General features: G+C 67.1%; 9 protein-coding genes. 7 read left to right on the top strand and 2 right to left on the bottom strand.

Annotation, left to right across the window (positions count from 1 at the left end):
* Nucleotides 1-3 precede the first annotated feature (3 nt).
* The 6 genes from OEZ60_RS02565 (at nt 4) to hflX (ending at nt 8,378) form a co-directional block, all read left to right on the top strand.
* On the top strand, nt 4-2,277 hold the full coding sequence (locus OEZ60_RS02565) for a sensor histidine kinase NtrY-like (protein ID WP_263332915.1): 2,274 nt from the start codon (nt 4-6) through the stop codon (nt 2,275-2,277).
* Nucleotides 2,274-3,677: a nitrogen assimilation response regulator NtrX gene (gene ntrX, locus OEZ60_RS02560; protein WP_263332913.1), complete on the top strand. Its 1,404-nt coding sequence runs from the start codon at nt 2,274-2,276 to the stop codon at nt 3,675-3,677. Before OEZ60_RS02565 ends, ntrX begins: the two co-directional genes overlap by 4 nt.
* Before the next feature lie 125 nt (nt 3,678-3,802).
* Entirely contained in the window at nt 3,803-5,179 is a 1,377-nt protein-coding gene (gene trkA / locus OEZ60_RS02555) for a Trk system potassium transporter TrkA (protein ID WP_263332911.1), read from the top strand.
* A gap of 3 nt (nt 5,180-5,182) precedes the next feature.
* A complete protein-coding gene (locus OEZ60_RS02550) occupies nt 5,183-6,697 on the top strand; it encodes a TrkH family potassium uptake protein (protein ID WP_263332909.1) in 1,515 nt (504 codons plus the stop codon).
* Between the two features lie 143 nt (nt 6,698-6,840).
* On the top strand, nt 6,841-7,074 hold the full coding sequence (hfq, locus tag OEZ60_RS02545) for an RNA chaperone Hfq (RefSeq protein WP_105512925.1): 234 nt from the start codon (nt 6,841-6,843) through the stop codon (nt 7,072-7,074).
* A complete protein-coding gene (gene hflX, locus OEZ60_RS02540; RefSeq protein ID WP_263333247.1) occupies nt 7,071-8,378 on the top strand; it encodes a GTPase HflX in 1,308 nt (435 codons plus the stop codon). The genes hfq and hflX overlap by 4 nt, the downstream gene beginning before the upstream one ends.
* Before the next feature lie 32 nt (nt 8,379-8,410).
* Here the strand turns inward: hflX and OEZ60_RS02535 are convergent, their stop codons facing one another.
* The gene (locus tag OEZ60_RS02535; protein WP_263332905.1) at nt 8,411-10,876 is read right to left on the bottom strand and encodes a penicillin acylase family protein; all 2,466 of its coding nucleotides are present in this window, start codon (nt 10,874-10,876) and stop codon (nt 8,411-8,413) included.
* Nucleotides 10,877-11,012: 136 nt separating this feature from the next.
* Between OEZ60_RS02535 and OEZ60_RS02530 the strand changes: the two genes are divergently transcribed.
* A complete protein-coding gene (locus OEZ60_RS02530; RefSeq protein WP_263332904.1) occupies nt 11,013-11,885 on the top strand; it encodes an NAD(P)-dependent oxidoreductase in 873 nt (290 codons plus the stop codon).
* 191 nt (nt 11,886-12,076) lie between these two features.
* Here OEZ60_RS02530 and OEZ60_RS02525 read toward each other — a convergent pair whose 3' ends face one another.
* Nucleotides 12,077-12,634 (bottom strand): lipid-binding SYLF domain-containing protein, encoded by a 558-nt coding sequence (locus OEZ60_RS02525; RefSeq protein ID WP_263332902.1) that lies wholly within the window; start codon nt 12,632-12,634, stop codon nt 12,077-12,079.
* Between the last annotated feature and the right edge of the window lie 60 nt (nt 12,635-12,694).

The raw sequence follows: 12,694 nt of genomic DNA, 5'->3' as shown, positions 1-12,694 counted from the left end.
CTCGTGCAGGGCTTAGCGCGCAGTTTCTCGACGGACAGGCTGACACGTCTGCGCAAGCAGCGGCGTTTCCAGAACTATGTGACGCTCGGGCTCGTCATTCTCGGCCCGCTTCTCGCGCTGACGACGTTCATCGGCCTCGGACCGTTCGGACAGGGCGCCGATTCGAACGCCCTGCGGCTGATCCTGCTCGCCGATCTCGTCTATTTCCTCGCGCTCGGCGGCATGGTGCTTTCGCGGCTCGCGCGGATGATCGCGGCGCGGCGGGCGAAATCGGCCGGCTCGCGGCTGCACCTGCGGCTGACGGGGGTCTTCGCGGGCATCGCGCTGGTGCCGACGATCCTCGTCGCGGTCTTTGCCGGGCTCACGGTGAACATCGGCCTCGAAGGCTGGTTCTCGGACCGGGTGCGCGGCGTGGTCGGCACCTCGCTTTCCGCTGCGGAGGCCTACCAGGAAGAACACCGGCGCGACCTGATCGCCGATGCCGAGGCGCTCGGCGGATATCTCAACGCCGCCCGCCGCGAGACGTTCCTGCTTTCCGACAGCGACCTGCGCCAGCTTTTGACCCAGGGCCAGACCCAGATCCAGCGCGGGCTGCGCGAGGCCTATGTGATCGACGGCGGCGGCGAACTCAAGGCGCGCGGCGAACGCAGCTATCTCTTCGATTTTGAGAAACCCCGAGCGGATCAGATCGAACGCGCCCGCGAAGGCGAGACGGTGCTGATCGAGGACTGGTCGAACAACGAGTTCCGCGCGCTGGTCGCGCTGCCCGCCTTCGCGGACCGGTTCCTCTACGTCAGCCGCGACGTGAAGGGCCAGATCCTCAGCCTGCTCGACGAAACCCGCGCGACCGTGGACCTCTACAAGCAGCTCGAAGCCTCGCGCGGCCGCGTCGTGTTCGAATTCGGCCTCGTCTACATCGGCTTCGCGCTGATCCTCGTGCTTGCGGCGATCTGGATGGGATTGTGGTTCGCCGAGCGGCTGTCACGCCCGGTCGGGCGGCTCGCGGGTGCAGCGCAACGCGTCGGGGCCGGCGATCTCGAGGTGCAGGTGGTCGAGGAGGAGGGCGACGACGAGATCGCCATGCTCGGCCGCGTCTTCAACCAGATGACCCGCCAGCTCAACACCCAGCGCCAGGCGCTGATCGACAGTCACCGCGTCACAGAACGGCGCCGGCGGCTATTTGACTCGGTGCTGTCGTCTGTTACGTCCGGCGTCATCGGCCTCGACGCCGAGGGGAAGGTCGACTTCCTCAACCGCGCCGCCACCCGCTTGCTTCAACTCGACGAGGCCAGCGACCACGACCGCGCCCTTGCGGACGCCGTGCCCGAATTCGCGGCGCTCTTCGACCGGCTCCGCGAGGGGATCGGCGAAGTGGCGCAGGAGGAGATCAAGATCAGCCGGGGCGGGCGGCTGGAAAGCCTGCTCGTGCGGATGGCGATCCGGCGCAACTCGGACGGGCGGCTCGAGGGCTACGTCGTCGCCTTCGATGACGTGACCGAGCTCGTCTCGGCTCAGCGCATGGCCGCCTGGGGCGATGTCGCGCGCCGCATCGCGCACGAGATCAAGAACCCGCTGACCCCGATCCAGCTTTCGGCGGAGCGGATCAAGCGCAAGTTCACAAGTCTCGTCGGCGACCAGGCCGAGGCGCTCGGCCAGATGACCGACGTCATCGTTCGCCAGACCGGCGATCTCAGGCGCATCGTCGACGAGTTCTCGAAATTCGCCCGCATGCCGGAACCCGACCGGCGCGATCACGACCTGTCGAAGCTGATGCGCGATGCCGTGACCCTGCAGGAGGGCTCCCTGCACGGGGCGGCGCTAGTGGCCGACCTGCCGGGAGAACCGGTGGTGGTCGAACTGGACGCGACCATGATCTCGCAGGCGGTGACGAACCTTATAAAGAACGCCGGCGAGGCGGTTGAAAGCTATATGGAAACTGGCGCAACAGAAGGGTATGCGCCGGAGGTGCGAGTGAGCATGACAGCGAACGAGGATCTCGTCACGATCCGCATCGCCGACAACGGGATCGGGTTACCCGAGGACCGTGCAAGGCTGTTCGAGCCCTATGTGACGACCCGCGAGAAGGGCACCGGGCTCGGACTGCCGATCGTCAAGAAAATCATCGAGGAACACGGCGGCACGCTGACGCTGAGCGACGCCGACCCGTTCCAGGACGGCGCCCGGCGTGGCGCTTTGGCCGAGATTCGCCTGCCGCGCGCACGATCCGGCCGGACACAGAAGGAGAAGGCGATGGAAGCCGCCGGAGGTGGACAGTGAATGACATTCTGATTGTCGACGACGAACGCGACATCCGGGAACTGATCTCGGATATCCTGAAGGACGAAGGCTTTACGACACGGCTCGCGGCCAACTCGGACGAGTGCATGGCCGAGATCAACAACGAGCCGCCTGCGCTCATGATCCTCGACATCTGGCTCAAGGACAGCCGGATGGACGGGATCGACATCCTCAAGACCGTGAAGCGCGACAATCCCGATGTGCCGATCATCATCATATCGGGCCACGGCAACATCGAGATCGCGGTCGCCGCGATCAAGCAGGGCGCCTACGACTTCATCGAGAAGCCCTTCAACATCGACCAGCTCACCGTGGTCATCACCCGCGCGATGGAAACCTCGCGGCTCAGGCGCGAAAACGCCTCGCTGCGGCGGCGTGACGTCAGCTCCTCCGAGATGATCGGCAACTCGCCGGCGTTCCGGGTGCTGAAGGGCCAACTCGACAAGGTCACGAAGTCGAACGGCCGGGTGATGCTGACCGGCCAGCCGGGGTCCGGCAAGGAGGTGGCCGCGCGCTACATCCACGTCAATTCCAACCGGGCGAGCGGGCCGTTCGTCACCGTCTCCTCCGCCTCGATCGAGCCCGAGCGGATGGAAGAGGTCCTGTTCGGCCGGGAAACGCCGGAACGCGGCGTGGAGAAGGGCCTTCTCGAGCAGGCGCATGGCGGCGTCGTCTATTTCGACGAGGTGGCCGACATGCCGCTCGGCACCCAGTCGAAGATCCTCCGCGTCCTGACCGAGCAGCAGTTCACCCGCGTCGGCGGCGCCGACAAAGTGCGCGTCGATCTGCGGGTGATCTCGTCAACCACCCGCAATCTCCCGAGCGAGATCGCCGCGGGCCGGTTCCGCCAGGAGCTTTTCGACCGGCTGAACGTGGTACCGATTGCCGTACCGACGCTGGAGGAGCGGCGCGAGGATATACCCGAGCTTGCGCGCCACTTCGTCGAGACCTTCAACAAGGGCCAGGGCCTGCCGCTTCGGGACCTGAGCGAAGAGGCCGACGCGCTGATGCAGACGATGGCCTGGCCCGGCAACATCCGCCAGCTTCGAAACGTCATCGAACGGGTTCTGATCCTCGGCGAGGCGAGCGGTCCGATCGACGCGCGCGAACTGCCCAGCCAGAACGATGCGGGCGGCGAGGACGGGCGGATTCTCCTGTCCGGCGGGCTCGCGACGCTGCCGCTGCGCGAGGCGCGCGAGCTTTTCGAGCGGGAGTACCTTCTGACCCAGATCAACCGCTTCGGCGGCAATATCAGCCGCACTGCGACCTTCGTCGGCATGGAACGTTCGGCGCTCCACCGCAAGCTGAAGTCGCTCGGCGTCGTGACCAGTTCGAAAACCGGCGCGCGGGTCGCCCAGTTCGAGGAGGAAGATGTCTGAGCGCGATCTCGACACGGTGCCAGCGCAACAGCCGTGACTGGTCTGAGATCGGTGCTTGCTTGCGCCGTTGACCGCCTGCGGGCGCGCGCCTATCAAGAGCGTCGGCCTCGTACGGGAGATCGGGCATGAAGGTGATCATCTGTGGCGCGGGCCAGGTCGGCTGGCAGATCGCGCGCCACCTCTCGGGAGAGAGGAACGACGTCACCGTCGTCGACATGAACGCCGAGCTGGTGCGCCGCGCGACCGAGGCGCTCGACGTGCAGGGCGTGGCGGGCTTCGCCTCCTATCCGGACGTGCTTGAGCGCGCGGGCGCGCGCGATGCCGACATGATCATCGCCGCGACCTATTCGGACGAGGTGAACATGGTCACCTGCCAGGTCGCCCATTCGGTCTTCGGCATTACCCGCAAGATCGCGCGGCTCCGCGCCCAGTCCTACATGGACGCGATCTATTCCGACCTCTATCGCCGCGACCACCTGCCGATCGACGTGGTGATCAGCCCTGAACGCGAGGTGGCCGAGGCGGCGCTGCAGCGTCTCGCCGCGCCATCGACCTTCGACACCGAGAGCTTCATGAACGGTAAGGCGCAGCTTCTCGGCGTTGCCCTCGACGAAGACTGCCCGGTGCTGAACACGCCCCTGCGCCAACTCACCGACCTCTTTTCGACGCTCCGCGCCATTGTCGTCGGCATCCGCCGCGACGGCAGGCTCTTCGCGCCCGAGCCCGACGACCAGCTCTATGCGGGCGACCAGATCTACGCCTTCTCGCATGTCGAGGACGTCAATCGCACGCTCGACATCTTCGGCAAGGCGACGAAGAAGCAAGAGCGTGTGGTGATCATCGGCGGCGGCAACGTCGGCCTTGCGGTGGCACGCGCGCTCGAGGCGCGCACCGACCGAATCCGTGCCAAGATGATCGAGAAGAACCGCGAGAGCGCCGAACGCGCGGCCGACGCGCTCGAACGCACGATCGTGCTGAACGGCGACGGCATGAACATGGAGCTTCTCGCCGAGGCCAATGTCGACCGCGCCGACGCCGTGCTCGCGGTCACCGACGACGACAAGACCAACATCCTCGCTGCCGTGCGCGCCAAGCAGGCCGGCTGCAAGATGGCGATCGCGCTGATCAACGACCCGACGCTGGTCCCCCTGATGGGGGCGCTCGACATCGACGCCTATATCAACCCGCGCGCCACGACCGTGTCGTCGATCCTGCGCCATATCCGCCACGGACGGGTGCGGGCAATCTATTCGATCGGCGATGCCGAGGCCGAGGTGATCGAGGCGCAGGTCCTCTCGACCTCGCCCATCGCCGGACGGCTCGTGCGCGAGATCGAGTTCCCGGAGGGCGTGCTGGTCGGCGCGCTGATGAAGGGCGACAAGGTCGTGAAGCCGACGGGCGACACCCGCATCGACGAGGGCGATGTCGTGGCACTCTTCTGCATGTCCGGCGACGTGCCCGAGGTCGAGCGCCTGCTGCAGGTCTCGATCGACTTCTTCTGAGCCATGCGCCGCATCCTCGATCTTCCCTTCATGGTGATCCTGATCGGGATCGGGGCGCTCGCGATGTATGTGCCGGCGATTCATGGCTTCGCCACCCGCAACTACCCGGTGTCGCGCGCCTTTCTCTATTCCGGCACGCTGTTCCTGCTGCTCGCGGCGGTGCTCGGGATCGCGACCGCCGCGAACCGCCCTTCGCAGCCTGCGCGCGGCCAGCTGCTCACGCTGCTCGGGACCTTCACGGTGCTGCCGGTGATGCTCGCCGTGCCCATGGCCGAGTCGGTTCCCGCCGTCAGCCTCTACGACGCCTGGTGGGAGATGGTCTCGTCGCTCACCACGACCGGGGCGACGCTCTTCTATCCCGAAAGCCTGCCGCCGACGGTGCACCTGTGGCGCGCGCTCGTCGGCTGGATGGGCGGCTTCTTCGTCCTCGTGACGGCGGTGGCGATCCTGGCGCCGATGAACCTCGGCGGGTTCGAGGTTCTGACCGGCGCGACAGCCGGGCAGGGCGCGGTCTCGGGCGGGCAGGTCGCGCGTGGCGCGACGGCGTCCGAGCGGCTGGTGCGCTACACGCTCACGCTCCTGCCGGTCTACGGCGGATCGACGCTCGTGCTCTGGATCGGCCTGATCCTCGCGGGCGACACCGCGCTCGTCGCGGCCTGCCACGCGATGTCCACCCTCTCGACCTCGGGGATCTCGCCGGTCGGGGGAATGGGAGGCACAGGCTCGGGCGTGGCGGGCGAGTTCGTTATCTTCCCGTTCCTCGTGTTCGGCCTGTCGCGGCGGTTCTATCCGTCGGGGCGCACAATGCGAAACGCGAGCAGCCTGATCGACGACCCCGAGCTGCGCATGGCGCTTCTCCTGCTGACGGTGGTGCCGGCGCTTCTGTTCCTGCGCCACTGGGTCGGCGCGTTCGAGGTCGACGAGGTGGCCGACACCGTCGCCGCGCTGCGCGCGCTCTGGGGCGGCGTCTTCACCGTCCTGTCGTTCATGACCACGACCGGGTTCGAATCCGGCGACTGGGCCGAGGCGCGCACCTGGTCGGGACTGGCGACGCCGGGCCTCATTCTCGTCGGTCTCTCGGTGATCGGCGGAGGCGTCGCGACCACGGCGGGCGGCGTGAAGCTCTTGCGGGTCTATGCGCTCTACCGCCACGGCGAGCGCGAGATCGAACGGCTGGTCCATCCGAGCTCGATCGGCGGCGCCGGGGTCCAGGCCCGCAAACTGCGCCGCCAGGGCGCGCAGATGGCGTGGATCTTCTTCATGCTCTTCGCGCTGTCGATCGCGATCACGATGCTGGCGCTGGCGCTGACCGGTCTCGATTTCCAGGCCTCCACCACCTTCGCGGTGGCCGCGCTCTCGACCACCGGTCCGCTGGCCACGGTAGCGGGCGAGTTCGCGCTCCGCTGGGCCGAGCTCGACGCGGCCGCGCGCGCAGTCGCGGCGGCGGCGATGGTGCTGGGGCGGCTCGAGACGCTGGCGATCATCGCGCTGCTCAACCCCGACTTCTGGCGTGGCTAACGTTCGGGCGATCGTTCACGCCGGAACAACATTATTTTTTCGGTGGAAACTCCCGAAATCTTGAGCATACTCGCCTCAAGCCCCCGGTGCAGCGCCGAGGGGCGGAAGCGACTCGCGAAGAAAACAACAAGGCGACAATAAACATGGCTGCCGACAAGCAAAATTTACAAGATGCCTTTCTTAACCATGTCCGCAAGGCGAAGGTTCCGGTCACGATCTTCCTGATCAACGGGGTGAAGCTGCAGGGGGTGATCACCTGGTTCGATAACTTCTGCGTGCTGCTGCGCCGCGATGGCCAGTCGCAGCTTGTCTACAAGCATGCGATCTCGACCATCATGCCGGGCCAGCCCATCTCCCTTTACGAGGGCGAAGACTGATCGATCCCAAGACTGTCAAGGACCGCCCGACACGGGCCTACGTCCTTCATCCAGATCTGAAAACGGCGCGGACGCGTCGCCTGCCGGAGCATGCGCTTGCCGAGGCGGTGGCGCTTGCCGCGGCGTTGCCCGATATCGCCGTGGTCGGTGCGGACGTCGTGCGTCTGGGCAAGGTGCATCCCGGAATGCTGTTCGGCTCCGGCAAGATCGAGGAACTGGGCCTTCGCTTCGCCGAGGCCGGTGTCGATCTTGTGCTGGTCGACGGTCCGGTGAGCCCGGTCCAGCAGCGCAACCTCGAGAAGGAGTGGAAGGTCAAGCTCCTCGACCGGACCGGCCTGATCCTCGAGATCTTCGCCGACCGGGCGCGGACCCGCGAGGGCGTGCTGCAGGTCGAGCTCGCGGCGCTGAACTACCAGCGCACGCGGCTCGTGCGCGCCTGGACCCATCTCGAACGTCAGCGCGGCGGACTCGGCTTCGTCGGCGGCCCCGGCGAGACCCAGATCGAAGCCGACCGGCGTGCGATCGACGAAGAGGTCGTGAAGATCCGCCGCCAGCTCGAAAAGGTGGTGAAGACGCGCGAGTTGCACCGCGCGGCACGGCGCAAGGTGCCGTTCCCGATCGTGGCGCTCGTCGGCTACACCAACGCCGGCAAGTCGACGCTCTTCAACCGCATGACCGGGGCGGAAGTGCTGGCCAAGGACATGCTCTTCGCCACGCTCGACCCGACCATGCGCGGGGTGGTGCTGCCATCGGGCAAGAAGGTGATCCTGTCGGACACGGTGGGCTTCATCTCGGACCTGCCGACACAGCTCGTCGCGGCGTTCCGCGCGACGCTCGAGGAGGTGCTGGAAGCCGACCTGATCCTGCATGTGCGCGACATTGCCCATCCCGAGACCGAAGAGCAGGCCGCCGATGTCGGCGAGATCCTCGAAAGCCTCGGGGTCTCGGAAGAGGTGCCGATGTTCGAGGTCTGGAACAAGATCGACATGCTGGCCCCACCGCTGCGCGAGGCACTCCTGGTTCAGGACGCCCGCAAGCCCGAGGTTCACGCCGTCTCGGCGCTTACCGGGGAGGGGCTTGCGGCATTGCTCGACGCAATCACCACCGCGCTCGATGACGAGCGCTACGAGGTCGAACTGGTCCTGCCCTTCACCGCCGGCCGCGCGCGGGCCTGGCTCCACCGCGAAGGCGTCGTCGTGACAGAGGCCGACTGCGAGGACGGTCACCACGTCACCGTGCGCTGGAGCGCGCGGCAGAAGGCGGCGTTCGAGGCGCTCCGGGACACGGACAGCCAGCCCGGCTGAGGCCGCCGGGTTTGGCGCCGCGGCATGGGCGGCTACGGCGTACCGGTCGGCGTCAGGACCATGATCCCGGTCGCCGCGGCGCGCGCGAGTTCGGGGTCGAGCGACATCGGTACATATTCGCCCCGGCGCCACAGAACGCTAAGATCGTCGTAATGGCGGCTCAGGGGATGGCCCGACTGTCCCGTCGAGATGATGAAGACCGAACTGTCGGGATCGGCGAAGTCGTAGACCCCGCGGTAGCCGGCGCCGTTCACGTTGAGAAACGGCTCGTCGCCGTTGCCGGCCGTGAGCCCGCGGTCGAGCGTGTGGTCCCCGCCGCTCTTCGACTGGCGGATGTTCACGACCCACTTGAGGAACGGCGTGCGCCCCAGAACCGGATGGTCCTGCGCCGCCTGGTGGGCGTCGCCCCAGCGCCAGCTCTCGACGTTCGATCCGTAGCGCTCCGACAGTTCGAGAACCGCGTCGTCGAGCGCGAGACTCGCAACCTCGGCGCAGGTCTCGATCGGCGCGGACTGCATCACGTCGCACCAGCGCGAGGCGCCGTCGATGTCGCGGTACACGCGTTCGATGAACAGCGGCTCGACATGGGAGAAGGAGTCGGCAAGCGGTCCGAGTTCGTCGCGGATCAGCCGGTTCTGGAGCGCCCTGACCCAGGCCGCGTAGATCAGCGGTTCGGGCAGGTGTTCGTTCATGTCGCCGTCCCACTCGGCCAGTACCTCGAGCGCGGTCTGCCGGAGACGTTCCTGCGTGCCGGTGGGCGCGGCCTCGCCGGTGAACCAGAGGTCGGCCGCGATGAGGGGCAGCAAGGTGCGGGCGGCCGGAGACACGGTGTCGAGCTGGGCCGCGATGAAGCTCTCGCGGCTGTGGACCTCGCGCTCCTGCATCAGCCGGGTCCAGCGCTGGACCCGCTGGGTGTCGCCCCAGCGAAAGGCGACATGGTTCGGGAACGGACGGTCGACTGTCTTGTTGTTGGTGTTTCCGACGATCCCGCCCCCGGGATTGAGAAAGCGCGGATTGTCCGAATAGGGCATCCGTCCGGTCCAGCGGTTTTCCGGCTTCCAGCCGAGCGCGGGCAGGCGGCCCTGACCCTGCATCGCAGCAGGGCGCTCGGGCATGGCGCCGAACATCACCATCGCGATCCCTTCAGCATCCGCCATGACCACATTCTGCGCCGGTGCGACGAAATCCTTGCCCGCCTCGATGCCGTCCTCGACCGATTGGGCGTGCATCAACTTCATCGCCGAGGTCATCGACCTGTCTGCCGGATCGAGCGCGGTCCAGTTCAGCGCCGCGACATGGCCGGGCGGGGTGACGGAGGCAAGGTCGAAGTGAGAGCCCGGAATGATCGGGCCGTTGTCGCTCCACCGGAGCGTCACGGTCACCGGCGGCGCGTCCTTGACCTCGATGATTGAACGGCGGTTGACGAAGGGCTTCCAGCCGTCCTGGGTCCGGTAGCGTTCCGGATCGGCGGGATTGAGCTCCTCCATCCGGATGTCCTGGTCGTCGAGCCAGGCGGTGCTGATCCCCCAGCCAAGCCCGGCATTGCGTCCGGTGAGGACGGCGGGAATGCCCGGGATCGTGCCCCCGATGACACCGCCGGTCTCGAGTTCGAGGCGTGCGAGGTACCAGAGCGAGGGCGCGCTGAGATCGAGATGCGGGTCATTGGCCAAAAGCGAGCCGCCGGCGGCCGAGCGGTTCGGCGCGGCGGCCCAGGCGTTGGAGGCGCCGGCGAACGGCATCGTGGCCACCGGCGACAACGGGTTATGGACGCGTTCGAGTGCGGCGAAGGAACGCTTCACGCCCGGCATCAGGCTCGCATAGGGCGGCAACGCGGCCACGCCCTTGCCGGGAACGTCGGGCATCAGGTCGCGCGCCCAGTCCTGCGACAGGAGCGACAGCCGGGCGGTGAGGACCTCGGACTCGATCTGCCCGGTCGCCCGCATCGCCATCAGCTTCAGGATCGCGATGGAATCGGCCGGCTGCCAATAGGGGATCTCGTTCGAGAAGAGGAAGAACTCCGGCGCGCCGCGGCCCTTCGCCTCTTCGTTGACGATGCCGATCCAGGCGTTGACCCCCTTGGCATAGGCCTCCAGCGCCGCCTTCGTCGTCTCGTCCTGCGCCGCGACCGACTTAACAGCGAGGCCGTAGAGATCGAGCCGGCGCATCAGTTCGTCGGTCTTGACGCTCGCGGTCCCGAAAACCTCCGCAAGCCGGCCCTGCGCGGTGCGCCGCAACATGGTCATCTGCCAGAGCCGGTCCTGCGCGTGAACAAAGCCGAGCGCGAAGAAGACGTCGGAATCGCTTGCCCCGAAGACATGCGGCACGTTGGCGGTGTCGCGCACGATCTCGACCGACGCGGTGACACCGGTCACGCGGAAGTCCTCGTCATAGTCCGGCAGCGAGCGCGACGCGAAGTAGTAGCTCAGTCCCAACGCCGCCGCGGCCAGGACGACCAGCCCGGTGAAGATACGCAGAAGCCAGCGAAACACGGTTGCCATGAAGGTCGGGGCTCGGATCAGGTCACAAGACGGCGCGCCCGATGCCGGCGCCGCCCCATGGGACCGGTTGACGGCACGGGCAGGGCGGTTAACTAGGGCAGAACGGGCTGAACCGCAATGATCTTGGGAGGATGAGATGGCGAGGTTGGCATTTCTCGGCTTGGGCGTGATGGGCTTTCCGATGGCCGGCCATCTTGCTGCCAGGGGGCACGAGGTCACGGTCTACAACCGCACGCCCGCGAAAGCCGAGGCCTGGGTGGCCAGGCATGGCGGCGCCGCGGCCCCGACGCCGGCGGAGGCGGCCCGGGGCGCCGATTTCGTGATGGCCTGCGTCGGCAATGACGACGACCTGCGCATGATCTGCACCGGCGAGGACGGCGCGTTCTCCGGAATGTCGAAGGGCGCGGTCTTCGTCGATCACACGACGGTCTCGGCCGCCGTCACCCGCGAACTGGCGGCGAGCGCGGCCGAACGCGGGATCGGCTATGTCGACGCGCCGGTCTCGGGTGGTCAGGCCGGGGCGGAGAACGGCGTGCTCTCGGTGATGTGCGGCGGCCCCGAGGCGGACTATGTGCGCGCCGAGCCGGTCATCGCCGCCTATGCCCGGATCTGCCGGCGCCTCGGCGATACCGGCGCGGGGCAACTCGCCAAGATGGCCAACCAGATCTGCATCGCCGGTCTCGTCCAGGGCCTCTCCGAGGGGCTCCACTTCGCCGAGAAGGCCGGGCTCGATATCGAGGAACTCGTGGAGGTGATCAGCCAGGGCGCAGCCGGATCGTGGCAGATGGTCAACCGCCACAAGACCATGGCTGAGGGGAAGTTCGACTACGGCTTCGCGGTCGACTGGATGCGCAAGGATCTCGGCATCTGCCTCGCCACCGCGGACGAGAACGGCGCGAGCCTGCCGGTTACGGCGCTCGTCGACCAGTTCTACAAGGACGTGCAGAAGATGGGCGGCGGCCGCTGGGACACGTCAAGCCTGATCGCCCGGCTCAGAAAGCTCGACTGACCGTAGAACTGCTGCGGCGTCGGAAGGGGGCGCTGCCCCCATCCCCGCTTGCGCGGGGATTCCCCCGGAGTATTTAAGGACAGAAAGCGGCCGCGGCCTGTCTCACTTTCTGTCCTCAAATACTCTCGGGGGGCGCGGGGGGCAGACAGCCCCCCGCTTCGATCCGTCCGGCGCCGCGCCGAACGAAATCTTCAGGGAATGATCCGCGTGTACTTCGTGCCTTCGACTGTCGCGCCAGCGATAAAGCCCGCCTGGCCGAAGACCATCGCCACGACCGGCGAGGTCGTCGTTGTCGTGTCGGCACCGAGCGATCCGCCGCCCTCGGGCGTGGCATATTTCGCGTCCGCGCCGGCAACCCAGCCGTCGGCCCTGCGGAAGTCGGCGAGCGCCTGCGGCGTCATGAAGAACAGCGCATGGGCGTATTGCTGCGCGCCGACCTGCAGGCCCCAGCTCGCCTGGGTCGCCGAGTAGTAGTCGACGGTGATGTCGTTGATCCGGAGCGCGCCCTGCCCGTAGGCGCCACCGAAGAAGAGACCGGCCTCGGTCATCAGCGGCATGTAGAGCACACCGGAGGCCCGGTTCGTCAGATCGACCGTGCCCGGATAGCGATCGCGCAGGAAATCCCGCGTGGCGTCGACCCGCGCGTCGAGTTGCGCCGCGCCGGAACCTCCCACCCCGTTGCCGCAAGCCGAAAGCCCCAACAGGGCGCTGCCATAAAGAATTGCTCCGCGACGGGTAAGTCCGCTCATCTCGCTGCTCCGCTCTCAATGCCGACGTCGACCTTATCTGGCCGTTTCAACACCATCTAT

It is taken from the genome of Albidovulum salinarum (assembly GCF_025673475.1).
In the GTDB taxonomy this organism is placed as follows: domain Bacteria; phylum Pseudomonadota; class Alphaproteobacteria; order Rhodobacterales; family Rhodobacteraceae; genus Albidovulum; species Albidovulum salinarum.
Note: the sequence above shows the minus strand (reverse complement) of the source record. Positions and strands in the feature narration are given on the sequence as shown.